Origin of the sequence: Paenibacillus sp. GCM10027630 (assembly GCF_042676305.1) — a bacterium.
Lineage (GTDB): Bacteria > Bacillota > Bacilli > Paenibacillales > NBRC-103111 > Paenibacillus_S.
The window spans coordinates 304,332-330,298 of record NZ_JBHTGY010000098.1; the positions used below are offsets into that span (position 1 = coordinate 304,332).

Annotated in this window: 24 protein-coding genes; 4 read left to right on the forward strand and 20 right to left on the reverse strand. The window is 45.4% G+C overall.

What is annotated here, in order from left to right; translation table 11 throughout:
* Positions 1-123: 123 nt before the first annotated feature.
* The 13 genes from ACFQ0C_RS38945 to ACFQ0C_RS39005 all read right to left on the reverse strand — a co-directional run bounded on the left by ACFQ0C_RS38945 (position 124) and on the right by ACFQ0C_RS39005 (position 14,636).
* Positions 124-1,836, reverse strand: coding sequence for a sensor histidine kinase (locus ACFQ0C_RS38945; RefSeq protein ID WP_379375314.1), 1,713 nt, complete (start codon positions 1,834-1,836; stop codon positions 124-126).
* Positions 1,833-2,591 carry a response regulator transcription factor gene (locus ACFQ0C_RS38950; RefSeq protein ID WP_379375316.1) on the reverse strand — a complete coding sequence of 253 codons (759 nt, stop codon included), beginning with the start codon at positions 2,589-2,591 and terminating at the stop codon, positions 1,833-1,835. The genes ACFQ0C_RS38945 and ACFQ0C_RS38950 overlap by 4 nt, the downstream gene beginning before the upstream one ends.
* Before the next feature lie 165 nt (positions 2,592-2,756).
* A complete protein-coding gene (locus ACFQ0C_RS38955) occupies positions 2,757-3,776 on the reverse strand; it encodes a Gfo/Idh/MocA family protein (RefSeq protein WP_379375318.1) in 1,020 nt (339 codons plus the stop codon).
* A gap of 131 nt (positions 3,777-3,907) precedes the next feature.
* Positions 3,908-4,843 (reverse strand): U32 family peptidase, encoded by a 936-nt coding sequence (locus tag ACFQ0C_RS38960; RefSeq protein ID WP_379375320.1) that lies wholly within the window; start codon positions 4,841-4,843, stop codon positions 3,908-3,910.
* Between the two features lie 37 nt (positions 4,844-4,880).
* Entirely contained in the window at positions 4,881-7,073 is a 2,193-nt protein-coding gene (locus ACFQ0C_RS38965) for a dihydroxy-acid dehydratase domain-containing protein (RefSeq protein WP_379375322.1), read from the reverse strand.
* 103 nt (positions 7,074-7,176) lie between these two features.
* Positions 7,177-7,854, reverse strand: a complete 678-nt coding sequence (locus ACFQ0C_RS38970; RefSeq protein WP_379375324.1) for a FadR/GntR family transcriptional regulator — start codon at positions 7,852-7,854, stop codon at positions 7,177-7,179.
* Positions 7,855-7,982: 128 nt separating this feature from the next.
* Positions 7,983-8,996 (reverse strand): hydroxyacid dehydrogenase, encoded by a 1,014-nt coding sequence (locus ACFQ0C_RS38975; RefSeq protein ID WP_379375326.1) that lies wholly within the window; start codon positions 8,994-8,996, stop codon positions 7,983-7,985.
* Between the two features lie 168 nt (positions 8,997-9,164).
* A complete protein-coding gene (locus tag ACFQ0C_RS38980) occupies positions 9,165-10,154 on the reverse strand; it encodes a siderophore ABC transporter substrate-binding protein (RefSeq protein ID WP_379375328.1) in 990 nt (329 codons plus the stop codon).
* A gap of 75 nt (positions 10,155-10,229) precedes the next feature.
* On the reverse strand, positions 10,230-10,988 hold the full coding sequence (locus ACFQ0C_RS38985; protein WP_379375330.1) for an iron ABC transporter ATP-binding protein: 759 nt from the start codon (positions 10,986-10,988) through the stop codon (positions 10,230-10,232).
* A complete protein-coding gene (locus tag ACFQ0C_RS38990; RefSeq protein WP_258213193.1) occupies positions 10,985-11,932 on the reverse strand; it encodes an iron chelate uptake ABC transporter family permease subunit in 948 nt (315 codons plus the stop codon). The genes ACFQ0C_RS38985 and ACFQ0C_RS38990 overlap by 4 nt, the downstream gene beginning before the upstream one ends.
* Complete coding sequence (locus ACFQ0C_RS38995; protein WP_379375332.1) at positions 11,922-12,875, reverse strand: ABC transporter permease; 954 nt, start codon at positions 12,873-12,875, stop codon at positions 11,922-11,924. The genes ACFQ0C_RS38990 and ACFQ0C_RS38995 overlap by 11 nt, the downstream gene beginning before the upstream one ends.
* 382 nt (positions 12,876-13,257) lie before the next feature.
* Positions 13,258-13,881: an SGNH/GDSL hydrolase family protein gene (locus ACFQ0C_RS39000; RefSeq protein ID WP_379375334.1), complete on the reverse strand. Its 624-nt coding sequence runs from the start codon at positions 13,879-13,881 to the stop codon at positions 13,258-13,260.
* 20 nt (positions 13,882-13,901) lie between these two features.
* On the reverse strand, positions 13,902-14,636 hold the full coding sequence (locus ACFQ0C_RS39005; RefSeq protein ID WP_379375336.1) for an SDR family NAD(P)-dependent oxidoreductase: 735 nt from the start codon (positions 14,634-14,636) through the stop codon (positions 13,902-13,904).
* 157 nt (positions 14,637-14,793) lie between these two features.
* Between ACFQ0C_RS39005 and ACFQ0C_RS39010 the strand changes: the two genes are divergently transcribed.
* Positions 14,794-15,957: an iron-containing alcohol dehydrogenase gene (locus tag ACFQ0C_RS39010; protein WP_379375338.1), complete on the forward strand. Its 1,164-nt coding sequence runs from the start codon at positions 14,794-14,796 to the stop codon at positions 15,955-15,957.
* A 75-nt stretch (positions 15,958-16,032) separates the two neighbouring features.
* Positions 16,033-16,743 carry a cyclase family protein gene (locus ACFQ0C_RS39015; protein WP_379375340.1) on the forward strand — a complete coding sequence of 237 codons (711 nt, stop codon included), beginning with the start codon at positions 16,033-16,035 and terminating at the stop codon, positions 16,741-16,743.
* A gap of 89 nt (positions 16,744-16,832) precedes the next feature.
* Here ACFQ0C_RS39015 and ACFQ0C_RS39020 read toward each other — a convergent pair whose 3' ends face one another.
* Positions 16,833-17,696: an NmrA/HSCARG family protein gene (locus tag ACFQ0C_RS39020; protein ID WP_379375342.1), complete on the reverse strand. Its 864-nt coding sequence runs from the start codon at positions 17,694-17,696 to the stop codon at positions 16,833-16,835.
* A gap of 141 nt (positions 17,697-17,837) precedes the next feature.
* Here ACFQ0C_RS39020 and ACFQ0C_RS39025 point away from each other — a divergent pair, with 141 nt between their 5' ends.
* Complete coding sequence (locus tag ACFQ0C_RS39025; protein ID WP_379375344.1) at positions 17,838-18,167, forward strand: winged helix-turn-helix transcriptional regulator; 330 nt, start codon at positions 17,838-17,840, stop codon at positions 18,165-18,167.
* Positions 18,168-18,209: 42 nt separating this feature from the next.
* Entirely contained in the window at positions 18,210-19,307 is a 1,098-nt protein-coding gene (locus ACFQ0C_RS39030; protein ID WP_379375346.1) for a glycine-rich domain-containing protein, read from the forward strand.
* A gap of 118 nt (positions 19,308-19,425) precedes the next feature.
* Here ACFQ0C_RS39030 and ACFQ0C_RS39035 read toward each other — a convergent pair whose 3' ends face one another.
* From ACFQ0C_RS39035 to ACFQ0C_RS39060, 6 genes are all read right to left on the reverse strand, one after another.
* Entirely contained in the window at positions 19,426-20,877 is a 1,452-nt protein-coding gene (locus ACFQ0C_RS39035) for a PstS family phosphate ABC transporter substrate-binding protein (protein ID WP_379375348.1), read from the reverse strand.
* 32 nt (positions 20,878-20,909) lie between these two features.
* Positions 20,910-21,290: an SET domain-containing protein gene (locus tag ACFQ0C_RS39040; protein ID WP_258213202.1), complete on the reverse strand. Its 381-nt coding sequence runs from the start codon at positions 21,288-21,290 to the stop codon at positions 20,910-20,912.
* Between the two features lie 1,164 nt (positions 21,291-22,454).
* On the reverse strand, positions 22,455-23,543 hold the full coding sequence (locus tag ACFQ0C_RS39045) for a Gfo/Idh/MocA family protein (protein ID WP_379375350.1): 1,089 nt from the start codon (positions 23,541-23,543) through the stop codon (positions 22,455-22,457).
* 19 nt (positions 23,544-23,562) lie between these two features.
* Positions 23,563-24,375 carry a sugar phosphate isomerase/epimerase family protein gene (locus tag ACFQ0C_RS39050; RefSeq protein WP_379375352.1) on the reverse strand — a complete coding sequence of 271 codons (813 nt, stop codon included), beginning with the start codon at positions 24,373-24,375 and terminating at the stop codon, positions 23,563-23,565.
* A gap of 70 nt (positions 24,376-24,445) precedes the next feature.
* A complete protein-coding gene (locus tag ACFQ0C_RS39055; RefSeq protein WP_379375354.1) occupies positions 24,446-25,444 on the reverse strand; it encodes a hydroxyacid dehydrogenase in 999 nt (332 codons plus the stop codon).
* Positions 25,445-25,675: 231 nt separating this feature from the next.
* The gene (locus ACFQ0C_RS39060) at positions 25,676-25,897 is read right to left on the reverse strand and encodes a hypothetical protein (protein WP_379375355.1); all 222 of its coding nucleotides are present in this window, start codon (positions 25,895-25,897) and stop codon (positions 25,676-25,678) included.
* Positions 25,898-25,967 lie beyond the last annotated feature (70 nt).

Here is a 25,967-nt window from a genome sequence, read left to right on the forward strand (position 1 = left end):
ACAGACTCCTATGTCCCCAAAATGAATGCGCATTCATTTCAATGAATTCACTATATCACAGCTCAACTTAGACGGAATCTTCAGTTTCTTTGGAAATATTTCGTTTTTTTATGCAGCTGCACGTTATTCATATTCTTTTGCCGGAATAATCAACTTCATGATGGTTCCCTCACCCTTTTCGCTAACTATTTGCAGCCCATAAGGCTCACCGAATGTAATTTGGATGCGTTCATGCACATTTTTCAAGCCGTAGCCTTTGGATGGCATAGATAGCAGCTGTTTTTGCAAAACCTCATCAATTCCAGGTCCATTATCTTCAACCGAAAATTCAATAGTCCCGTTGTTCCATTTGCCACGAATGATAAGCCTGCCCTTTCCATCCGCCTTCATATCTATTCCATGCAGGATTGCATTTTCTACCAGAGGCTGCAGAGTCAAATTGACCGTAGCATAGGGTAAAATTATTTCATCGATCTCATAAACGATTTCGAATTCATAGTCGTGCATAATGGATTGAATCTCTACGTACGATTGTGTATTCGTGATTTCATCGCGGATGGAAGTCAGACTCTCCCCCCTGTTTAATGCAGTTCGGTAAAACCTCGACAACGTAGTTACAAAATGACTGATGTCCCTGGCCCCGATTTGCACGGCCTTCCAATTAATTATGGACAAGGAGTTGTACAGAAAATGCGGGTTAATTTGAGACTGCAATGCTTTCAGCTGCAATTCCTTCTGCGTAATTTTGTTTTTGTAGGTTTCGTTAATAAGTTCATTGATCCTCTGAAGCATTTTACCGAAACGTCGGGTCAGCTCCCCAATTTCATCCCTGTAATCATCACTTACGACGGAAACACGGAGGTCACCGAGCTCCACCTGCTTAGCCCATCTATGTAATAATTGAATCCGATAGAGCAAAGTTCGCGAGAACATCCAAATTAATCCGAATAAAATCAAAGTACAGACGGCCACCACCACGATCGTTGCTTTAATGATGCTTGTGGCGTCAACGGAAAGCTGCTTCGCCGGTATGTAGCAATGGAGGGTCCAGCCCGGAATGGGAATACTCTGGGTGAGCACAATGTACGAAACACCGTCCTTAACAAAAAAACCATCCGTTTCTGTTATTAATTCCTGAGGCTTAATTCCTCTTTGGGCTGCGTCCGGAATCGCTTTTTCCAAAATAATGTTGTGATTGCTATCGGACACCACGAAGCCGTAATGATCCGCGTTCCCTATGTTTGTCGTATCCAGCAAATGCGTCGGGTCTAGCTTCAAATACAGCAATGTCGTATCCTCGTTAACGTAAATGTTAGGAAATTTTTTTACAGCTGCAAATTCGCCAGAGCGGTAATACCAGAACGTTTTCTTTTGCTTGCTGACTTGGTCATACCATACGGCTTCTCGCACCCTATCAAAAGACTGAATATAATTCCCATATTCCGGAATATCGTTCTTCGTGAACACTGTAACTTGACTTACATCTTTGTTTAAATGGGTTACCATCGTAAAAAAAGGGTCCACATTTTTTTTCAAATCACTCGATAATTCAGTCAGGTCGGTATAAGTTCTCCCAAAAAAACGTTGAATTTCCGGATTTAGCACGATGGAGTCAAATATCCTTTCATAACGAATCATATTGTTATTGATTCCGCCCGCAACAGTGCCAGCCGTTTCTCTGACTCCCTGAATCGCCTGCTTCTGCAATAACTCAAGGGATTGGTAGTAGGAGTAAAGTCCAAGCAGCAGCAGCGGAACCAGCACTACGGCTATATAAGATAATATGAGCTTTTGACGAAACCGCAAATGCTTAATAGAATACGGCCATGGCTTCATTTGCGTTGTCCTTCCCGGTATTTTGCTGGCGTTGTTCCGAAATAATTTTTGAATTGAGAGCAAAAATACGGATAGTTTTCGTAGCCCACCTCAACAGAAATATCGATGATTTTCATATTAGTGCCGCAAAGAAGCGCCGCCGCCTTCTCAAACCGGTAAGAAACGATATATTTAACGATATTAACGCCCATCTCCTTCTTAAATAAATAGCTCAAATAGCTCGGTGTTAAATAGACCTGTTCCGCAATCCAGTCCAGCCCAATAGATTCCCTGTAATGATTATGAATCAGCTGCAGCACTTCCTCTATCACCTTTCTTGAGGTGCTTCCAGTACTGCTGTTACTTCTGTCAGGCAATGCATCCAATAGCATCTCCGCATTTGGCTTTCCTTTTATACCAAGCACATTGGAGAATACCTCATGAAACTCCTCGGTTTCAACCGGTTTAAGTAAATAATGAGCAACTTGAAGCCGAATCGCTTCCTTGGCAAAGTCAAACTCCCCATAAGCACTTAAAATAATTGCTTTCAAGTCCGGCTGAACCGCCCTGGCTTCCGCAATCAGCTGCAGACCATCCATGAAGGGCATTCTGATGTCGGTAAACAGAATATCAACCTTTTCAGCTTTCAATACCTGTAATGCTTTAAGACCATTCTCTGCTTCTGTAATTTCTATAGGAAAATCGTAGTGACTGATCAAAAATTTGATACCCTCACGTTCAATTCTCTCATCATCCACAACTAATACTTTGTACAACAACATCACCTCTCAAGCTCGACTATTTTAATCATACAGTATACCTATATATGGTACATTACGCCAAATTACTTTGACATGACTTTTTTTACCTTTCAGTTTTTATTGAACACAAAGAAGCCTCCCCACGGGAAGCCTGATGTTCCGTACACTATTGGATTCAAATCAAATGGGAAGGGTAATCTCGCCGTTCTTTTCAGACGACATATAAACTGCTCTTACAAGCTCCAATGCTTTTCGGCCCTCATAGCCGTTAATGAAAGGCTCGCGATCATGACGGATGGCATCGATAAAATCCATATATTGCAAGCGATGCGCTTCACCAAGCTGGTCTTTGGGCGGCTGTACGTTCGATATGTTCAATTCTGGGCGGTCCAGCAGTACTAATTGGCGTATATAAGGAACCTCGGTTCCGGCAAGCTCCAGGGTTCCGTTCGTACCATGGAATGTGAGCAGCTGCGGATGGTCAGGGTAAATGGAGGTCGTACCTTGGAGAACACCCATCGCACCCTTTTCAAAGTTAATAATCGCCGCTGCGGTATCCTCCACCTCAATATCATGCTTCAACGTGCGTACTTGTGCGGTTACAGAGCTAACCGGTCCTGCGAGCCACAGCAAAAGGTCTATACCATGAATACCCTGATTCATCAGGGCCCCTCCGCCATCCCATTGCTTAGTCCCCTTCCATTGGCTGCTGCGATAATACGATTCCGGCCGATAAAATTTAAGATAGGCATCTGCCTCGATCAATTTACCGAGTAAGCCATCCTCAAGCATCTGCTTGGCTATAACCACATCCGGCATAAAGCGCAGTTGAAAGACAACCGACAATTTGACCCCGCTGCGGCGGCACTGCTCTATAGCCTGATCCGCTTTTCCCAGATCAATGTCTATCGGCTTCTCGACCATCACATGTTTACCATGCTGTGCAGCGAGAATTGTCAGGTCGGCATGACTGCCGCTGGGAGTACAAACCGCTACCGCGTCAATGTCCTCGTTGCTAAGGATTTCGTGCAAGCCAGGCGCATAAGTACAGTTGAATCTTTCAGCAAAAGCCTTCCCCATCTCGGCATTGCGGCTATGTACATAGACTAATTCTGCACCCTCCACCGATTGAATTGCCTGAGCATGAATAGCACCGACCATGCCTGTTCCGATAATCGCAAATTTGAGGTTTTTCCCCATACATACCTCTCCTCCAATAGCCCTGATTGTTTGAACGCCCCATTTATAGAAACTTTTGTATATCGCTCATTGTATCACAAACGCCACTTATCCTTCGCTGTAATTCGAAGGATGAATGGCGCTGCTCCTTGCTATTTCTGCGGAACTGGAACACCCAAGCCTGGCGCACCCAATTCCGAGGTGACCATCTCGGGGGCATATTGCTTCAGCAGCTGCATCCCCATATAGGCCCTTCTTACGCGCTCCCGGCACAAATTAATGTTAACCTGCTCCAAATGAATGCCGCTAGGATATACATCCGGATGATTGCGTAAGCCGAACTTAATATAAACCGGAGACAATATCCGAATAAATTCAGGAATTTCATAATGTCGAATAAATCCTCCGAGACCGTCAGGCACTTCTACATACAAATCGATAGGAATATCAATGGCAGGACGGATCGAAGCAAGCTTAGGCAGCGTTAACGCAGTAGGAACATTATACGTATCGGCGCCGATATCCTCCATCAGCTTAATCGATACCGGATTCGCAGCCATCATTTGAACAGACACTTTGATTACAAAATCAGGTGCGATCAATCCTTGCTTCTTCATTTCCTTGGTCAGCAGCAGCAGCCCTTCATCCGCCACTAACGCTCCACGGACACCAAGACGGTTAGCCCGCTGCAAATCCTCCATCGCATAGACGAGCTGGTCGATGCCCTCATGCCGCAAAGCGACAACCTTGCCAGCGGGAGTCAGCGGCAAAGCGCTGATATCCCAAGTACCGCGTGGTCCAACGAATAAGCTGAGCTCAACCCCGCGTTGTGCGCATAGCTCCACCATTTCTGTGATCTCTTCATCCGTCAGCAGCATGATGCCGCTGCCTTGCGAGACGCGATGAACGGTTAGCCCGTATTTGTCTGCTTCCTCAAATACAGCTTTTAACGCTCCAGGCCCTTCCACGCTTGGAATTTCCAAGCGATACTGTGCACCATCCGGAAATCGCTTGGCGGAATCCGGCAAATCATAGGCCTCCTTGTCCAGGAATCCTAAAGATTTCAACAAAGCTTTCGATTTATCCATGCTATCCGTTCTCCCTCTCTAAACTATGAATTTAAGTTCATTTAGCAGACGCTTGTTCCTGCCTCAGCTTCTCCCGCAGCTCTCGCCACGGCAGCTCCGCATCCAATGCCACGGCCATCGGCACTACGCCCCGCGCCGCATCTGTACAATCTCGCAGCCGGTTCGTTGCCGCGACCTGCCTTTGCCGCGTGCGCAGCCTCTGCAGCCGCTGCACGCCCAGCTCGCTGCGCTGCGCCCGAAGATCACCGGCATAAGGAAGCACTATGCCGGATTCGAACTGCTCAGCGTCCAGCAAATCGATGCGCTTATTGCGGAACTGCAAATGCAGCAGATCGCCCTCCTGAATGTACAGGAGGCCACCATCATGAAAAGCCTCCGGTGTCACATGCCCCACAGCCGCTCCAAAGGTAACACCTGAATAGCGGCCATCACTTATTAGAGTCGTGAGTCGTTTCAGCTGACGATGGGCATTAATATGCTGCATCGGTGTGAACATCTCCGGCATGCCGAACGATTCCGGTCCTTGACCTGCAATAATTAACGCGAGCCGGATCCATTCTTCCGAGATCATCCGATCGAACAGCTCGTCATAGTTCAATCCAATCAGCTCATCCAACGTTACCGAGGCGTTATGCGCAGCCATCTGCCTCATCTGCTCCAGCTTAAATTGCTTTTTTGCCTTTAAGCCGTCCAACAGACCGACATCCAGCAGATGATGATTGGCTTCATCTTCATTCTCGTAATAAAGCACGAAAGCCATTTTATTATCGAACTGGTCCAGCTGCTTCGTTGGCATGCCACTGATTTTGACTACCGCATTGTTGAAGAAATTTCCCCGCAGCACATCGACTCCGCTAAAGCTGCGTCTCGGCTTGCTCAATATGATCGGGTTCTCTTTCACTCCATCCGCACTGAGCCCTCTTGTATCCGATAGCCGCTCCCTCCAGGTCTGCCCAGTCACAGTCGGCGCATCCAGATCCATCGGCACGCCATTCCGGTTCAGCTCATACATTAATGTCTCCATTCCGCGAATGTCCCCTGAACAGCATTGCTGCGCCAGCACATAGATGTCCCTGCCTTCTGTAAGGCTGTAATCAAATAAATCTGGAATCGGATATTCATTGGCAATGTGCTCCAAATCCTCCAATGAGAAATCATAGCCTGCATAAATCATAGCTCCTACGATATGCATCATCAGATTAGTAGAGCCCCCGCCTGCGCTGTGAATACGAATCGTGTTGGCTATATTGGCGCTTACTAACTCACTTACGCTGCATTCAGGTCTCGGAAGAATTGCAAACAAGCCTTCAACGGCCTTATTGACCTGCTGCTGGGTAGGAGGCTCCGTAAGCAGCTCCAGCTCCGGGCAAACCACACCGAATCCGGCCGTTACATCACGGGAGCTGTTGCCGGTTCCATGAAAGGCACAAATACCGCCTTTGGAATCACAGGTGTTAACGGCGAGCCTTTTCTCAAAATATTTATGCTGTACCTCTGTAAGTAAACCGCATTCTACTGCTCTCTGAAACACACCTTGAAACGATGTATTGGAGGAGCACTGCAGTATATAGCTAACCGCCTCATCGATGTCTGCGGCGATATCATCGAAGCCGCTGGAATTCGCTTGAGCAGCCAGCTGCATCAACTCTTGCTTCAAGTCATCAGGAATGGTTCCCCCCTTAAGCACATGGGAGGGGCTGAAGGTTGCATAAACGGGATGTTCGCCGCGATATCTCCGTACACGATCGAGATGGGCCAGTCCACTCAGCACGCCAAGGGGCTGCTTATCACAGCCTTGAATAACAAAAGCCGCATGATATGAATGCGCTTCCATTTGATTGACTACAACCTCCGCTACGGCATTGCGGCTCTGCAGGGAATAAGACATGCCGATATTGTTCTGAGCGGTTCCATCGCAAAGCACGGGTGTGCTGAAATAAAACGGCACTCCGCCTTCCAGCCAAATTTTCAACGCAGCTTTACATACGGTCTCATGATCCAATATGTGTGCAGGATGATCGGTCGAACCTCCAATAATAGCAATCCTTGGCGCGTTATGCTCCAGTCGGTCATATATATTATCCAGCGTCCAATCGGGTCCCCCTCCTTCATACTGGCCTCCAAGTTCGCGCCATGCCCTGTCCAGCAATCCTGCAACGGTAATCGGTTCATTCGCTTTGCCTTGCACATTTCCACGATAAGAATTGATTGGATTGTTAATCGTTGTCATTGCGCCAGCTCTCCTTCTCGTTACGATTTTACCCAGAATACTCTGCCCCCACACCTTCTGATAATCACTGGGCATTTGTTCCACCGCTACCTTCAGACTTCCTTCAAATTTCCTTCAGTATCATACTGTCCTGCTTCACATCTTCAAGATGAGCTTTCATCATCTCCTTGGCAAGAGAAGCGTTCCGCTGCTCAATCGCTAATGCAATCAGCATGTGAAAATGAGAGGCTTTCTCCGCGCTTCCTGGAATCCTGCTAGTTTGTCTGCGGCTTTCGAGCAGCAGATCGGAAATACCCTTCATAACCTTAGCCATCACCTTGTTGGAGCATGCCTCCGCAATGTACTCATGAAACGCAATATCGGCTGAAAAATAGTCATTGCCTTTCTCCAAATCATCAATCATGACAGAAGCCGCCTTTTTGATAGCGCTAATTTGCCCCGGTGACCCCCGTTCGGCTGCCAATGCCGCCATTTCAGGCTCAAGTACGCCGCGAAACTCCAGAAGTGAGGACAAATCGCCTATCGGTAGCTGAGCCAGCTCAGTGGATGAATGATTGTTCCAATAATTTCGGCTGCGCACATACATTCCACGACCATGCTCAATAATCAGGTAGCCTCTGTTCTCCATAATTCGGAGAGCTTCCCTTACCGTTGAGACACCGACCTCATACTCTTTGGCCAGTCCCGCTAATGAAGGCAGCTTCTGACCCGGCTTCCAATCCTCCTGCTCGATCCGCTTTGTCAGCTCGTTCAAAACCTTCGTGCTTACCAGCTCTTTCATAAGCCCACCAACTCATATGATATGTATTTATACTCATATTATCACTTGAACCTTAATCAGACAACAAAAAAAGCCTCCTGACAGGAGACTTTTTTAAGCGTTTTCATCACAACTCCAAGGAATGCGCATTAAGCTAACGTTTCCAGCATCTCCAGCTTCACCTCATAGCGCATGGCAGTCCCATTTAAATACCTCTCGCATTCCTCCTCCATATAAAGGCCCATTCGATAAATTTCCTTATTCATACTTCCAGCGATATGGGGTGTAAGCAGAACGTTATCCAGCTGCAAGAAGGGACTATTCTCAGGAACCGGCTCAGGAGCCGTTACATCCAATATAGCCGTTCTCGTCGATACCTCGCGCAAAGCCTTAATCAGATCAGCTTCGACTACCTGCGCGCCCCGCCCTGTATTAATGAAAGTAGCATGAGGCAGCATTCGGTCAAAATGTTCCTTGTTCAAAATGCCTACCGTCGCAGGCAAGTTGGCCAGATGGTTGGATATCGTATCGCAATTTGAGAAAATATCGATTAAATCCGTCTTACGAACCTTGAGCTCCGCCGCCCGCTCATCGGAAAGAAACGGATCGAATACATCAATGGCCAGCTCATGCTTGCTCAACATTTCTATAACGCCTCTGCCGATCATTCCTGCACCCAGAATGCCGACACGGGCACTATAGTTACCTGGGAATGCTCTTGAGATCTGCTGTGCCTGACGATAATCGCCATGCTGTTTATAAAACCTTGCCGATTGAGCAAAGCCTTTGTTAGCCAATAGTATTTGCGCTGCCGTAAATTCAATAACCGGAATTGCATTGGCAGCCCAAGCGCTGATAACGATTACATTACGGGACATAAACGGACGTGCAAAACGTTGAACGGAACCTGCTGCGTAGAATAAGATTTTCAAATTCGGCAAAAAACGCTGCAACTCAGCCTCGGAGAAATTCGGTACTCCCCAAGTGGAAAAAGCGATTTCTGCATCGTGTAAATCATGAATATGAAGCTCCGCATTTTCCTGGTTGATATAGATAGGCAGCAAATCAACCTTTTCCGCCAATCTATTGCGAACGCTTTCATCATATGCCTTTTCGATCCTCGCATCACAGCTGTCAGCCAAAAATATCGCCTTTACTTTCATAACGCGCCTCCCGCTATTATTTCAGGTCATGAACATCATTATTATAACAGTACAATCTTGGCTCGCCTAGTGAAATATCCCATGCCTTTTTTATTGCAATAAGTTATAAAAAAAGCCTCCCTACGAAACTTGAGTGTGCACTCAGTTCACAGGAAGGCGTTTTGTTATTTATTTAAAGCCTTTTTCGATTTCTTGGACCATCGCCGCTACAGATACCAATCCACCACCGGACAAATACCAATAATTAGGATCTAAATAGATGATTTTGCCGTTTTTAAATGCGTTGGATTTCTTAACCAGTTCATTTTCGATAATTTGTTTAGCCGTTGTTTTGCTTTCGCCTACCGCTGTTTCACGGTCAACTACAAACAAATAGTCCGGATTTTTTTCTACAATAAATTCAAAGGAGATGTTTTGGCCATGGGTAGATACTTCTATATTTTTCTCTACAGGCGTAATTCCAAGCACATCATGGATCATACCAAATCTGGAGCCTTGTCCGTAGGCTGTAACTTTACCGCCTGTAACCAATGTAACCAACGCATTTTTGCCGCTTGCTGCCGCTGCGTCTTTCACTTTTTTAACTGAAGCATTGATTTTGCCAAGCTCTTCTTTTACAACAGCTTCCTTACCGAAAATTTGACCAAGTCTTTCCATATTTTCAGTGAAGGTTTCCATATATTTCTTGTTGTCCACTCCCATATATACGGTTGGAGCAATTTTGCTTAATTCTGCGTAATGGGCTTGCTGTCTGCCGGAAATAATGATAAGGTCCGGACTCATTTCGTTGATTTTCTCAAAAGCCGGCTCCTGCAGAGTACCCGCATTTTTAAATTTTGCATCTTTATATTTGGCCAAATACGGAGGCAGACTGGATTGCGGTACTGCTGTTATAGCAGCATCCAGACCCAGCTTATCCAATGAATCCAGAATACCGTAATCGAATACAACCACTTTTTTCGGATTGGTTTTAACTTTGGTTTCACCCAATAGATGCTTGAAAGTCAACTCAGTTGGCGCTTTGGCAGCCTCTGGAGCTGGAGTCGGCGCACCTCCTGTTGTGTTGCCTGAACCTGTATTGGAGCTCGTTGTACCGCAAGCCGCAGCTACCAACATAATCATGATCGTTACTAAAAGCATTGATAATTTCCTTTTCAATCTAATCACCCCTAATTTTTTTGTTCATGCTATTTGAAATAATTTCAAATCGGAATTAGTGAAACGACAGCTTCCTTAAGCGAAATATACACATATCTTGTTGCCGTTAATCGACTCTATTTGTATGTCCATATCGTAAACCTCTTTTAATACAGGCTGGGTTATGATCTCATCGGTTGTTCCTTCTTTGACGACTTTCCCATCCTTGAGAGCTACGATATAGTCGGAATAACAGGAGGCAAAGTTAATGTCATGAATAACGATAACAATCGTTTTGCCAAGCTCGTTAACCATTCGTTGGAGCACCTTCATAATTTGTACGGAATGTTTCATATCCAGATTATTAAGCGGCTCATCCAGCAGTATATATTCTGTATTTTGAGCAATAACCATCGCTATGTAAGCCCTCTGTCTTTGACCTCCGCTTAATTGATCCAGAAATTTATCCTGCATTTCTTCCAATTCCATATAGTGAATAGCTTCATCGACAAATTTCCAGTCCTCGTCCTTCAGCTTGCCTTGAGAATAAGGAAATCGTCCGAAGCTGACTAGCTCTCTGACAGTTAAACGTACATTAATGTGATTGGATTGTTTTAATATCGAGATTTTTTTGGCCAAATCATTGCTTTTGCATTCGCGAAGCTCTTTGCCGTCAATCATAATCTCTCCGCTATCCTTCGTGAGAAGGCGGCTTACCATAGACAGTAAAGTGCTTTTACCAGCTCCATTGGGTCCGATAAACGAGGTGATTTTGCCATTTGCTATAGTTACGGATACGTCCTCGATTACATTTTTATTTCCATACCGCTTCGTTACCTTCTTTACTTCTATCACGATTTATTCTCCTTTAGTAAGAGATAGATGAAGTACAAGCCACCGACGAGATTAATGACCACGCTTATCGTTGTAGTAAAGGTGAACACTCTCTCAACAATTAACTGTCCTCCAACTAACGCAATGATGCTGATCAGCACAGAACCAAGAATCAAGTGTTTGTGCCGGTATGTCCCAATTAACTGATGAGTTACATTCGCTACTAGAAGCCCAAGGAAAGTGATAGGCCCAACTAAAGCGGTAGATATGGACACAAGAATGGCAACGATAATAAGCAGTCTTTTTACAACGTAGTCATAATCGACGCCCAGGTTCACAGCTTGCTCTTTTCCAAGCGACAGCACATCCAAATATTTGACGAATCTCTTAAAATAGAACCCGATGAATATCAGCACAAGGATGGATATATACAAGAGATCTTTATTCACATTATTGAAGCTGGCAAACAATTTGTCCTGCAGCCGTAGATACTCGTTGGGATCAATAAGCACCTGCATAAATGATGAGAAGCTCTGGAACAATGTTCCGAATATTATACCGACCAGTAGAAGGAAATAAATGTTTTGCCCTTCTCTTTTGAAAATAATTTTGTAGAGCACTCCCGCGAATAGCACCATAACCCCTACGCACAAAGCAAAATTGATGTTTTTATTCATCATCGTTAGGGTTGTTGATCCAAAAGCAAAGATGACAAACGTTTGTATCAAAGAATAAAGGGAGTCCAATCCGAGAATGCTGGGCGTCAATATCCGGTTATTTGTAATGGTCTGAAACACCATAGTCGATAGGGCGATAGTTCCAGCGGTTAGAACGATGGCCAGAATCTTGATTCCCCTTCTCTCGAGAGCATATCCCCAATTATTTCCAAGCTTGATGAATAAAAAAGTCGCAATTAATGCTAAAGCCGCAACGGCCAGAATGCTTAGCTTCGTTCTAATGTTCATATGCCTTTCTCCTCATAAGCAAGTACAGAAATATACCACTTCCTATCACTCCGACTGTAAGACCAATCGCAATTTCGTAGGGATAAATAATGATGCGTCCAAGCACATCGCAAAACAGTACAAATACAGCTCCCAGCAGGGCGGTATGTGACAAGCTTTTTTTAAGATGATCGCCTTTAAAAATAGTTACAATATTAGGAATGATCAGACCGAGAAATGGAATCATACCGACGGTGAGGATGACAACTGAAGTCACTAACGCTACGATAACCAGCCCGATATTGACCACCTGTTTATAATTTAAACCCAAATTGACAGAGAATTCTTCTCCCATGCCGGCAATTGTAAATCGGTCTGCATAGAAGTACGCTATGATGACGATAGGAATACTGATATACAGCATTTCGTATCGGCCTTTCATGATCATTGAGAAATCCCCGTGCAGCCATGCAGATATACTCTGAATAAGATCATGCTTAAAGGCAAAAAAAGTAGTAATCGATCCTACGATGCTTCCGAACATTAAACCTACAAGGGGTATAAAAATAACATCTTTATACTTAACCTTCTCAAGAATTTTCATAAAGATAAAGGTGCCGAGAAGAGCAAATGCAAACGAAACAAACATCATTTCCATCGGGCTCGCCGTAGTAAACAGGATCATCGATACCAGTATACCCAGCCTTGCTGAATCCTCGGTTCCCGCAGTAGTAGGCGAAACAAATTTATTTCTGGTCAGCTGCTGCATAATCAAACCAATGACGCTCATGCTGACTCCAGCAATGATGATACTGATTAAACGCGGTAGCCTGCTGATTAGCAATATATCCGTTTGATCCTCAGTCAGATGAAAAATATCAAGAGGCGATATATTTTTTACTCCTATAAATACAGAGCATATGGATAAAATGATTAGCGCGATAAGAAGATACCTTTTTTTCATAGCCTATCCTTACTCTTCCTTTACAGAAGGATTGTCTGATTTGAATTAATAACGATAATCATTCTGAGTATCATGAAAGTGATAATCATTATCAGCATGTATTATATTACTCGATACCGATTCTTCACATGAATAGACTTTTCATTTCTGAGCATGGACTTTTCTGCAACAAGTGTTTATTTCCCTAAATTGACACAACATTATGGCTCTAACGATTCTGTTCCTGCCGCTTGCGCGGAGGATGGCATAAAATATCCCTACAAAGTGGGTCTTGCTTCGAAGTTGAATCATATACTTTGCGGGGAGCCCCAAACATATAAAATCTATACACGCAAAAAAGAGAAGGACCGTAGGCCTCCTCTAAATAATGCAGCCGCTCAACTTAAACCATCTCCAGCAGCTGCTTAGCGATATAAACAGCTTGTTCCTTCCTTACCTCATCTTTAAAATGAACATGATCACAATAAACATCCGGCCCCAACTCAAGTGTAAAAGTGTACAGATCCAGCATTGGGATATCATGTTGTCCCATTATTCGGTCTGCTATTGAATTATAATCTATAACATCTTTATGAAACCGGTGAAAAGATTGATTCAGCTCGTTATGCACTTCATCTATAAGAGGAGTGGTTCGAATCCAAATAACCTGATTGGACATGCCTAGCGCCAAGGAAGCAATCTGTTGAATATGATGCTCATATTGATCAGCGGTCACTTGCTTGCTGCCATTTACCGGATCTGTTTTAATATCATGCAATCCGCAATTAAGCAGCAAAATATCATATCGCGCGCCTTCCTGCTGCTGCTCTCTCATATACGCCAGCACCATTCCGCTGTCCCCACCGTTAGCGCCAACCGGAATGTTCAAATCCTTTAACGCTTGTTCGGTTCCCTGCTTCCTGTCATAGGCAAAGCTTGAGCTTATTTCAGCCTGCAAATAGGGACCATATTGAATCGAGATGCTATCACCGATTACAAACACACTGCGCTTCATATATCCACCCATCCCCTTCTCCTCAACTAATTTTAGATGAACATTCCGCCGTCAACTTTAATCGTTTCCCCGGTAATAAAAGAGGAATGAGCGACTAACGAATAAGCTGCCTCCGCCACATCCTCAGGCGTTGCAATTCTTCCGAGAGGAGTTCCCTCCGCCAGTCGTGAAACATGTTCCCCTTGGCCTTCGATCCAACGGGTCTGAACTATGCCGGGGGCAACCGAGTTTACTCGCACTTCGGGTGCCATCACTCTCGCCAACGATTTCGTTACACTAATCGCCGCAGCCTTAGAAGCCGCATAAGCGATAGAGCTGCCTAATCCTGTTAGTCCAGCCACGGATGTAATATTCACGATGCAGCCATGCTGCTTCCTCAATTCGGATTCAGCAGCGCGGCAGCAGAAGAACATGCCTTTAACATTGACATCCATAACCCGATCCCAATATTCTTCCTTCAAGCCTTCCAGGTCATCATGCTTAACGAAGTCGGTAACTCCCGCATTATTGACCAATATATCCAAACGTCCAAAAGCTTCGATAGTTTGCTTAACCATGGATCTCACCTGCTGATCGTCCGACACGGTTGCCTGAGCCAGCAAACATTTCACGCCAAGCGCCTCAACCTCCTTCTTTGTTTCCAACGCTTCTTTCTCGGATTTGGAATAATTGATCGTAATATGTACGCCTTCCTTAGCCAAACGAAGTGCAATCGCTTTACCGATTCCTGTCGCAGCTCCTGTAATTAGTGCAGCTTTACCTAGCATCGTGAATCTCTCCTTTTAGTTTAATCAAATCACTATTTTCTATAGTACAATAATTCAAGCGATCTATGGCAAAATTTGTAGTGATTCTTAGCGAAATTCATACTAAAATTAAATCAAGCTTATTAGTTAGTCCAATAGAGGAAGGATGGTTCCGTAGATGAATTTTAAATATGCTATGCCGACTACTGTGGAATGCGGTTTAGGCATAAGCCGTAAAATCGGTGAAATTCTCCAATCCTATCAGGCTGACCGTGTGTTCATTGTGACGGATCGTGGAATTCGAATGGCCGGGCTGCTGGAGCCCATTGAACAATGCCTCCATGATCAGCGCATTGCCTTTGAGATCTTTGATGAAACCGAGCCCAACCCAAGCGCAAGTAGTATTATGAATGGTCTTGAGAAGCTGAAGGCATCGGGAATAGAGCATGTTCTCGCCATCGGCGGAGGTAGCAGTATCGATACTGCCAAAGGTATCGCTATTATGGCTACGAATACAGGGCATATTCTGGACTACGAAGGCGTAGGTAAAATTCAGAATGCCGGGTATCCGCTTATCGCTATTCCTACTACGGCAGGTACAGGAAGTGAAGTGACAGCCTCCACTATTGTTACTAATACACAAACTCTATTTAAGGCTGCTGTAATAAGCCCTTATTTATTTCCAAAGCTGGCCCTGCTGGACGCCGAGCTGACCAAGAAGCTACCGCCGGATATTACCGCCGCCACTGGAATGGATGCGCTGACGCATGCAATTGAATCGTACACCTCCAAGGGTTCAACTCCGGTTAGCCGTGCGTTCGCATTGGAAGCGATCGCAATGATTGGCAAGCATCTGAAACCCGCTTATTTTGTCGGGGATGATATGGTGAGCAGAGAAGGGATGCTTATCGCTTCTATGATGGCAGGAGCAGCGTTCGCACAATCCCGGTTAGGTAATGTGCATGCCATTTCCCATACACTAGGAGGAATATTCAACATTGCACATGGTGTGGCTAATGCCTCGCTGCTGCCTTATGTTATGAAGTTCAACCTGCCTGCTTGCCCGGAAAAAATGCGGGATATTGCCGCCGTGCTTGGAGCAGACACGAGCAGCTTAACTTCAGAGGAAGCCGCTGAGAAGGCCATTGAGATTGTCGTCAAGCTTAATGCTGCATTGAGCATTCCTTCTAACATCCAGCAGCTTGGCGTCACCTTGGACCAGCTTCCCAAGATGGTGGCTGACGCGATGAAAAGCGGTAATGTTCTTATCAATCCCAGACTTACCAAACCTCGCGATATCCAGGCTATTATTGAAAATGCCTATCATGGCAGACTAAACTAGATTCCATCCAATTCGTAGAGTTTCATAAGATTCCATCCAATTTCATTGATTCGAAACAAGAAAGGCGGAAGCCCCGTGTCCAAAGCCAAACAATTATCCACTCTGCTGCAAAGTATGGAAGCAATTGATCTGTCCCACACATTAGAGGAAGACATGCCCATTTATCCGACGCATTCACGTTATTTCCATACCATCTGGGATTCATTCGACACCGGAAGCCAGGCGCTGTTATATCAGCTTATCATTAACGAACATTGCGGAACTCATATCGATGCCACCGCCCATTTCCTCAAAGAGGATCACCCGGAGCATTTGTATATGGACGAAACTCCGGTTACCCAATGTTTTGGTCGCGCACTGACTTTGGATGTATCCTATTTCAAAGATACCGACTTAGTGACAACGGAGATCATACAGCAGTGGGAGCAAGAGCATCATGTTATCGAAAAAGGTGATATTGTCAACTTTCGATTCGGCTGGGACCGCTATTGGGAGCCACGCTCGGTAAGCCAAACTTACAGCAAATCTTGGCCGGGTCTCAGCGGCGAAGCTGCAGAATATTTGGTTTCCAAGGGGATCAAAGCCGTCGGCTGCGATGTACTGGCCATTGATAGCTATTATGCGGTAGGAGCCCCCGCCCACTACGCCCTTCTTGGCAATGGGATCAACATTATCGAAAACTTAACGAAGCTGGAGGCAATTATAGGCGAGTCCTATATGATTGCCTTTCCGTTAAAGATCAAACAAGGCTCAGGCTCGCCGATCCGGGCTGTAGCTTATAAGTAAAGCTGGTGCACGCTGCCAGAGGTCAATCCATTTGCAAACACCTCCTGTCCCGTTCACCGAACGGCTCAGGAGGTGTTTTTATGAATTGTTTATTGGAGCTGCAGCTTGGTCAGACGCAACCAAGCCTCATAATCCAGCAGCTTCGGATGTATTGCGCGTACGCTTTGAATATTAGCCAAATAACCTTCCCTCTGAAAAAAAGCATTTGCTTTCGTCCCATCATGCTCGTTAACAGCTTCCTGCACAATTGGCGGTGCTTGGTAAGCAACGGTATGAGATTCGAAAACCTTACTGATCATTTGAATAATCTGAAGTAAGGTCAATTCATCGCCCGCAATTTCAAGAGCTTTTCCAATGTACTTATCGGGCTCGCTAAAAGCTATAGCGGCAATGACACCGATATCCTGCACAGCAATCATCTGAAGCTTGCTTTCTTCCGCTCCCATGTAGGGAATATTGATTAGTTCGTTGGCGGGTTCAAGCAGCGGCTTGAAGTTTTCCATAAACATAACGGGTCTAAGGATTGTAGAGGACAGACTCAAATTATGAATGTAACGCTCGATATCTCCCTTATTTTCGAATGATGGAATGCCCATATTCCTATTTGCACCGCTAACTGAGCTATAAACGAAATGAGATACTCCCGCTGCCTCAGCAGCATCAGCAACTATTTTACCATGGCGAACTTCCCTGTCCAGATCGTCAAAATGAAGAGCTTGAACACTAAAAACTCCATAAACACCCTTCATAGCCTCCTCAACTGAAGTAGGCTGCTCCAGATCTCCCCATACTAATTCAGCGCCAAGCTTTTGCAGCTCTATGGCTTCCTTTTTTTGCAAATCCCTTACCATTGCCCGAACAGCCCAGCCTTCGTCCAGCAATTGTCTTGCAGCCGCACCACCTTGCTGTCCGGTTGCCCCAATAATCAGGACTTTTGGTTTAACCGAATACATAGTTGTTCTCCTTTTTAGTATTGCTGATTCGGGCGCCCTATTGATATTGTAAAGATGAACCAATAAAATTTAAAGTAGGCACTTTATTTTTACATTGTTTCAGATTATGAACTTACTAAATTTAAGTAAGGAGGAATAGATGTGACCAGAGCTGAAAATGAAGAACAGTGCTTGGCTTCTATTGGAGAGGTTTTCCGAATCATGGGTGGCAAATGGTCTTTTATAGTGTTGGGGCAGCTTTTTAATAATGGGGTGCAGCGCTTCAATCAGCTTCGAAAAAACCTGGATAATATTAGCACCAAATCTTTAACTGATATATTGCGGCATTTGGAACAAAATGAAATTATACAGCGGCAAGTTTTTCCGACTGTACCGGTAACAGTGGAGTACTCGCTGACCGACAGAGGAAGAGATTTTCAGAAAGTGCTCCATGAAATGCATAGCTGGCGCCAAAAATGGTCGGAACAATAAGCTGTTAATTATATTTACACGAAAACTTTTAGGAGGGATTGCATGACTGTACTTATTATCATCTTAGTTGTCCTCATACTTATCGCAATTATTAGCCGATCCAGCAATAGGAAAGCTGATCCAAGAGGTAAACGCAATTATACGGCACCTCCCAAACCTATTTATGATGATGCCCCATTGCCCGATCTGCTAGGCATACAGCCGCAGCTTCACTTGAAGCCTGCTGTAGTCCGGCTTGAACAAGCACTGCCAGAGGAGTTCATGCTCAAGCTGCGCGAACGAATTCTGAGGCAGAACCCGCAAATGTCCGTAGCAGAATTCAATTGGAAGCTGCTGGAGCTGAAACGATATTTTCTCATGACCGCATTATTAAAGGATGTGCCTATGTTCAGCCAGTCAGTAGATGACATCTGGCATGAGATGCTGATGTTCACTAGAGAATATTCGCGGTTTGGCGAAACGTTCATCGGCACACCTGTACATCACGGACCGCATTCTGATGGTCAACCTGATCCCCATGGACGGGCATGGTTCGATTGGGTGTATGCCCAGCTCTTCGTTCCGACACCCTACTCTACCCACATATGGCAGCCATTCTTCCGGCATCCGCTCGATCCCAGGCTGCTCGATGAATTGCGGCAGGGCAGCGAATCCGAGCTGACCGCCAACAGATTCAACCGGGCCGCGGCCGAACGATATCCCGAGATCCGGAATACGGTATCGCTGCTGATTCACAAGGCCAAGGAGCAAGCTCATGGCGCTGTGCAGGGAGCTTCTTATGCGGCGGAGCGGCCAGTCCATGAGTCGGCCGCTTACATGCCTTATTTAGCCGGAGCCTTAATGTTCTACTCGGCAGCCGAGTTTGCCAACTTCGAGGAGCTCATGGAGCCGCATTTCGCCGAAGAGGAACTCAAGCGGCGGGCTCAGGAAGCAGGCTCCTCCAATGCCTCATGCGGCAGTGGCAGCGGCTGCAGCTCTTCTTCATGGAGCGACGACAATAATCGTCATCACGGAAGTGGTAGTGATAGCGGTAGCGGTGACTCCAGCGGGGGAAGCGATAGCGGCGGTTCTTCTTCGAGCTGCTCCTCCTCTTCTTCCTCCAGCTGTTCATCTTCCAGCTGCGGCGGTGGCGGAGACTAGGGAATTACATGACAATGAGAGCTTGAGCCAACTCCAATAGGGATTGACTCAAGCTCTCATTCGTTATAAGTATTATCTCATTGTTTGAAGAACCTACGAGCGGGAAGGACATTGGGGCTTAATTAGGCACAAAGCCGCCTCTTTCGATCGCAGCTTTGCCCACATCGCTTTGCAGCCATTGAAGCAGCCTGCTCGCGGAGCTATCTTCCGATTCGCCTTCTCGGGTTACAGCATACAAAAGTGCCGTATAAGGATAAGTGCCTTTTCTGATATTCTCTTTGTTGCTTTCGATTCCTTCAACAGAAAGAAATTTTACATGCTCACGTTTATGCATTTCATTGGCAAAATAGTAAAAGGAATAGCCCAGCGAATAGCTTCCGTTCATATAGTCGGCAACAGCGTCAATGAGCCCCCCCATGCCAGACGATTTTTTCTCCTTTGGCGGCTCAGCCAGCTGCAACCCCTTCATAACCTTCTGCTCCATATACGTCTGACTGCCGGAATTTTTTTCGCGTTGAAAAGCAATGATCCTCTCGTTCTCCCCGCCGACATCACTCCAGCTAGTAATCTTGCCTGCATAAATATCCTGGATCTGCTGTACTGAAAGATTGGAAACTTCATTGTCAGTATGAACTAAAAAAATAAAAGCATCCTTACCAATTGGCGTAAGCTTCAGCTTCACACCACTGGCTTCGGCGAGCTTGAGCTCTTCGTCTGAAGGTCCTGCCACAAAGATCAGATCCGCTTTTTTGGCAATTAAATTTTCATAGGCTGCATGGGTGGTATTAAAATAAACATGTTGTTCCGCCCATGGCTTGTTGGTTCCCGTCAGCTCTTGCATCAAAATTTTTCCGAACGGAATAGCCGCTGTAGCCCCATCGATTCGGGGGTAGGTCTCAGCTGTGAACATCGTATGTTTAGGCCAGAGGGAGGATAGAGTGAACATAACGAGCCACAGGGAAGCTGCCGTAATAGCAGCGGTCTTGAAAATTCTGGTTCCTCGATTACTTGCTATTGCCTTACGGACAAAAATACCCGCCAGTACAGATAAGCTCGGCCAAAAAGAGGCCAGTAGAGCTGTCATCTTCATATCGCTGCTGTCTGTAATATAGTGCTTAATGCTTTCAAATAAGGGATAAGCCCACAAGACGAATATTTGATAAGGCAACCAGGTGATTCCGCCAAAATCAGATTTTGCACCAACCGCGCTTGTGAATGTAGCGTACCATATATAGGATCCAACTATTATTACTGGCAGTAAGGAAACGATGTGAACTTGTATGCTTGCTGGAAACCTCTTAGCTGCTAGAAAGCCGTATGCCACAAATGGAAGCGCTGTAATAACAAGATAGAGCAGCATTAGCATAGTCAGGCCAAAGTCACTCAACGCTCGAATGTCAAATATCCGATCTATGGCTCCGCCTATACTGATTGCGATCACGATCAGCAAAACTTCAAATAAAACATAGCTAACAAAAAATAACATGCTCCTCTGCGCGGCTGCCCCCATCCATTTGGAGCCCGTTTGTCGAGGAAGCTTCAATTCGTTATTGGAGTTCGGCTGATTCAATAGACGTCACCCCCTGCCATGCAATACTAAGGTCAATCTCCTTCAGTAAACCATAAAGGGTCATCGCAATCAACCTCGCCATTATAGTTGATTAGTATCTCATCCCCCGCATTTATCGCTGTGTAGGCAAAAAAGTCAAAGGTATGATTATTAAAGTTAATATCATAGGTTGCATTCGGTTTATAAGAATGATTAAACAAACTGCCATACCCTAATAAAACAGCCGTATGATTAGCACCATACTCAAAAACGTAGTCGTCAAGTATCGTTTTCTCTATGAAAACATGCTCCTCATTTGGGTACGGTATAACCGGCGCTTCATGGATAAGCTCTCCTGGTGCTATATCACGTGTCGCAAATACCCCTCTATTGAACTCACCGTTGCTAAGCTTGGAAATTTTTATTTCAATCATGCTGGTCACCTTTCGCATTCTTTAGTCTCTGTTATTGCTTAATTTCAATTACGTTTAAAATAATAATTTTAACTTACTCTCACTAAAACAGCAATAAGATGTTAAAAACCTTGTTTTTATCGCTAAATTGGATGCTGTTTTTACACAGCTGACATGAGCAGGATAAAAATAAAAAAAACTATATCGAAGTCTTTCATAGATGAGCAACCGCGATTCATTAATAAGTTTTCTTGCAAAATTAGAAGGTGAACCTCCGGTTCCAACTTATACTCCAATATTATCAGATAAGCTTCTATTCGAAGCCATTTCGCTAGCATATGTGTCTTAAAAGCAGCTTGGTGTACAATCACATTTACGCGTGGGAATGGATGGATGTGGGATTATGGCCACTGCTTGGGGAGGGATTGATTTGGGGTTCCGACTTCTGCTTGGGATGGGATAGATGTGAGATCATAAGTCGCTGTTGATGTCGTGGTCCTATGATAATCACCTTCCCACGATGGGAACACTCGTTCCAAAGTAATCAAAACTTGAAAAAAGTAAAAAGCTGAATACTCCCCATAGATAGCAGGAAATCCTCCCGTTAATTCCACGCGTTGGGGCTTTTTTTGAAGAATAACTGGAAATCATCATGTTAATTCCGGTGATTTATTGCATTTTACCTAAATATATCTATATTAGAATGAGTTTTTCCAGTTAAGTTCCTCAACAAGCATGTAACGGAAGAATTAGCTCCAGAAATTCCAGTTAACTATTCGCTACCGTCCGACGAAGATGCATTCGTGCTTTAGCAGAGCACTTTACATGCGAGTAGAAAGTCAGAATTCTTTTAGTGAAATCCAACTTTCAATCTGGACTTTCAATCTGTCAAGTTGAGCAACTCCAAGTATAAAAACTTATACTTTCAACTAAATTAGGGGTAAGCTTCGCTCCCCGCCAATATAAATTAAGAAAACCGTCAGGATCTCCATTATGCTGACAATCCTTTTTATGTAAACTCATTCGCTTGTGCGTTTGGAGGGAGGGATGGATGTGGAATTACGGCTGCTGTTAAAGTTAGCTATCACTCTTTTTATAATGTTAACAAAAAGACCCCTCCCAGCATCGAATGATGTGGGTCGGGTCAATTATTTCATGAATGCATATATGCTGTAATCAAAAACATTAAGAAAGTACACGCTCAGGTGCAGGGTTCTGCCTGTGGCTTTCCTCTATAACAGCGATTTGCTGACGAACCTGCTCCAGTGTAATTCCAAGCGGTTCTCCTGTAGCAAGTGTGTCATACAGCCTGACATAATATTCTCTGCACATATGGTCAAAAGAACCTAGCTTATGCTCATCAGCAAATTCCCAGCTATCTTCATGCCACTTAAGCTCCTCCCTGCAATAAGCAGGATCACCCTCCGCATTAACATGAGGTTCCCGCGTCAAATGCTGTTCAGGCGCTTCCTCCAGTTTGTAGTATTTCCAATCCAGATGTGTAACATTGCCTTTAATACCTCCGCGAGTACCTTGAATGTTATAGGTGGAGTTAGGGTACGCAGAGCATGATGATATCTCGACATCAACAACCGGCTTGCCTGGAGCATGGAGCAGCAGCTTTACATAATCCTCGGCATCGCCAAATGTATTAGTGCGGTCCATATAGCATGTTACCTGAGGTGTTGCGTCTATCCCAATAAATTGCAGAGCTTGATCGACTGGATGTGGACCCGTGTTGAGCAGATTCCCCGCGTTATATTCTTGAATGGTTTGCCAATCCCATCTTCTGGCGAAGCCATTATAGGTTATGTTAACTTGTACAACGCGGCCAATTACACCGGAATCGATAATTTTGCGGATTTGTTCGAACGCTGGAAGAAAGCGCGATTGCTGGAACACAAAGAGCTTGTTTCCGGATTTCTCCGATGCTTCAATTAATTGGTCAACTTCTGCCGCATACCTTGCGAGCGGTTTATCGCATACGACCTGAAAGCCGTTAGCAAGCAAATCAAGTGTCACAGGCACGTGCAGATGGCTTGGCGTTGCATTGATTACCAGATCAATATCGGTGCGTCCAAATAGCTCTTTATAGTCACTATAAACGTCGCAGCCATAAAGCTCTACAGCTTTTTGCCGGCGATTTTCCAGAGGATCAACGATTGCAATAATCTCGTATTTGTCTCCAAGTCGTTTTAAGGTGTCGCTATGAATCAATCTGCCGCTTCGGCCCTGTCCAATGATAGCCACACGCACTCTTGAATCAGCACTCACTTTAAATCATCCTCTCCGCTTACTTAGATAAATTGCGCATGTATTGAACATATTGTGGGAATGCTTCCTCAGCATTCTCAATATCTGGATGCCATTTCTTCTCCCATTCGAGTGTGTAATAGCCGTCATAGCCGTTCCGTTCCAGCAGCTTATACATATCGGACAGCGGAATGTTGCCATCTCCTGTCAGGCAATACTTGAACTTGCCGTCTGCATCCGGCAGCAAGCGGGAATCCTTCACATGGGTATATTCAATCCATTGTCCAAGCGCCGCCCATGTATCCTCAGGTTGTTCACCGAGTGTCCGGATCGGGTGGTGAAGATCCCATAGCACGCCTACAGCCTCAGGATCGACTTGCTCCATCACTGCTTTAACATCTGCGCAGGAGGTCCAATCATCATGCGTTTCCAGCAGCAGCTTAACTCCATTCTCTTTAGCTATCGCTCCTGTTTCCTTGAAATGACGCACGATGGTTTCAATAGCCTCTGCCCAGTCTGTTTCTCCGATGCTTCCTCCGAATACGCGGATATATCGGGTTCCGAAGAAAGAGCATAGTCTGGCATATTCTTTGATTTCTGCCAGGTTCTGTGCATATTTATCTGCAGAGAACATATGGACAGAGCTGGAGAAGCAAGATACCTTCAAGCCGGCATCCATGATTTGATCTCGCGTATGGCTGAGCTGACTTGAAAAATCAGGCAGCTTATAAATATTCATTTCACCAGTAAGGCCGCGAAAATCGATGGCATCGAAGCCATACTCCACGGCTCTCTTGATGATCAAATCCAATTCCCATTCAGGACAACCCAATGTCGTAAAAGATAATTTCATTTGTATTCCTCCCGGCTTATTCTATTTATTCTAAGCAGCAGCTCTTCCTTCAAATTACAGCATCATAGCCTTACTTCGTCGTCATACGTTCAAACCGTTCGGCCGTCACTTCTCTCAATAAAGGCTTACCTGTTGCAAAATTTACTAGATCCTCCACCACCATAGCCGCCAGCTGAGATTTCCAATAGCCGGAATAGGCGCCGATATGCGGCAGGCAGATGACATTAGGCAGCTTCAGCAGCGGGTCGTCCGCCGGAAGCGGCTCACGATGGTACACATCCAGAGCCGCGTGAATACGGCCTGCGGATAGCTGCTCCAGCAGCGCTGCCTCGTCAATCAGCGGCCCGCGGGCTGTATTGACCAGCAATGCCCCGTCAGGCAGCAGCCTAAGCTGCTCCTGTCCGAGCATCCCGCGTGTCGATGCTGTAAGCGTATCGTGAAGAGACACGATACGGCACCCGCTCAGCACTTCCTCCATGCTGCCTAACGATATCCCCTGCTCTCGGGCCTCTTCCTGCGAGCAGTAAGGGGAATAGAGCAGAATACTCGTGCCAAACCCGCGCAGGAGGCGGATGACCTCCCGCGCTACTTCTCCATAGCCGATAAGGCCGACCTTCTGGCCGTATAAGCCCATTACGGTATTGCCGTTATCGCCCCAGGACCCGCTGCGTAGCTGATCGCGGTACTTGCAGATCTCCCAGGAGCCGGCCAACATAAGCGATACCGTTAACTCAGCCGTTGAACGGGCAAGAGCGGTATTGGCATTAACGACGGTAATGCCATTAGCGAAAGCAGCCGGGTCCAGATAAGGCGTTAATGTACCTGCCGCATGCCCGATAAATCTCAATTTCTTGGCTTCTGCCAAAATATCAGCCGTTACCTTCGGGGAACCCCATGAAAGGATGCAGGCATCGTACTTATGTATGTCCTGACGCAGCTGCTCCGCTTCATAGGGTTCATCCATTGCAACCCAATCCACATCCGATACGGCTTGCATTTGTTTAATAACCTCTTCACTAAACATCAAGTCTCTCAATTCTTTTCTCCACACCGTTACTAAAGTTCTCATCGTTCATCTCCATGTTATTTAGTACTAGGCATTTTGGGGATAGCGCCCATAAGAATTATGGTAAATTTTAACAATATAGTCCATGCTCATTTCTTTTAGTCGCTTCAAATATTTATCATAGTTCGGTTCCACCACTTCCGCTCCCATGACCCACTTTGGCTCACATTTCTCTAATATAGGTGTCGATAGCCGGCCATTTCTCGCTGATACCAGAAGAAACTGCGGTGCGAATTATTTATTACCGATATACTTTTGGATACCCGTGTTAGCAACTAGACTGGTCCACTGCGTTTTGTAAGAAAGGTCCATTGGGTAGCCGTAGCCGATATCCAGCTGGGCATCAATATCCCATAGTTGCATATTAACCGGTTCTTGGCCGTTCAAAACCTCGGGTTTGAAGATCGGCTTGCCGTCCTTCATATCGTACTGAACCCTTTCGATACCGAAGTTCATCAGCCTTCTACCTTCCAGTGTAAATCAGAAGTCCAAATATTGGATGACCTCCACTTTGTTCTTACTTACC

Bases quoted from the DNA above. Each gene is read 5' to 3' on its own strand.
- ACFQ0C_RS39040 (WP_258213202.1), bottom strand. From the start codon at position 21,290: ATGATTGAAATAAAAATTTCCAAGCTTAGCAACGGTGAGTTCAATAGA.
- ACFQ0C_RS39050 (WP_379375352.1), bottom strand. From the start codon at position 24,375: ATGAAATTATCTTTTACGACATTGGGTTGTCCTGAATGGGAATTGGAT.
- ACFQ0C_RS39010 (WP_379375338.1), top strand. From the start codon at position 14,794: ATGAATTTTAAATATGCTATGCCGACTACTGTGGAATGCGGTTTAGGC.
- ACFQ0C_RS38955 (WP_379375318.1), bottom strand. From the start codon at position 3,776: ATGGGGAAAAACCTCAAATTTGCGATTATCGGAACAGGCATGGTCGGT.
- ACFQ0C_RS39055 (WP_379375354.1), bottom strand. From the start codon at position 25,444: ATGAGAACTTTAGTAACGGTGTGGAGAAAAGAATTGAGAGACTTGATG.
- ACFQ0C_RS39000 (WP_379375334.1), bottom strand. From the start codon at position 13,881: ATGGGTGGATATATGAAGCGCAGTGTGTTTGTAATCGGTGATAGCATC.
- ACFQ0C_RS38970 (WP_379375324.1), bottom strand. From the start codon at position 7,854: ATGAAAGAGCTGGTAAGCACGAAGGTTTTGAACGAGCTGACAAAGCGG.
- ACFQ0C_RS39005 (WP_379375336.1), bottom strand. From the start codon at position 14,636: ATGCTAGGTAAAGCTGCACTAATTACAGGAGCTGCGACAGGAATCGGT.
- ACFQ0C_RS38990 (WP_258213193.1), bottom strand. From the start codon at position 11,932: ATGAACATTAGAACGAAGCTAAGCATTCTGGCCGTTGCGGCTTTAGCA.
- ACFQ0C_RS39030 (WP_379375346.1), top strand. From the start codon at position 18,210: ATGACTGTACTTATTATCATCTTAGTTGTCCTCATACTTATCGCAATT.
- ACFQ0C_RS38960 (WP_379375320.1), bottom strand. From the start codon at position 4,843: ATGGATAAATCGAAAGCTTTGTTGAAATCTTTAGGATTCCTGGACAAG.
- ACFQ0C_RS38965 (WP_379375322.1), bottom strand. From the start codon at position 7,073: ATGACAACGATTAACAATCCAATCAATTCTTATCGTGGAAATGTGCAA.
- ACFQ0C_RS38945 (WP_379375314.1), bottom strand. From the start codon at position 1,836: ATGAAGCCATGGCCGTATTCTATTAAGCATTTGCGGTTTCGTCAAAAG.
- ACFQ0C_RS39020 (WP_379375342.1), bottom strand. From the start codon at position 17,696: ATGTATTCGGTTAAACCAAAAGTCCTGATTATTGGGGCAACCGGACAG.
- ACFQ0C_RS38975 (WP_379375326.1), bottom strand. From the start codon at position 8,996: ATGAAAGTAAAGGCGATATTTTTGGCTGACAGCTGTGATGCGAGGATC.
- ACFQ0C_RS38995 (WP_379375332.1), bottom strand. From the start codon at position 12,875: ATGAAAAAAAGGTATCTTCTTATCGCGCTAATCATTTTATCCATATGC.
- ACFQ0C_RS39060 (WP_379375355.1), bottom strand. From the start codon at position 25,897: ATGAACTTCGGTATCGAAAGGGTTCAGTACGATATGAAGGACGGCAAG.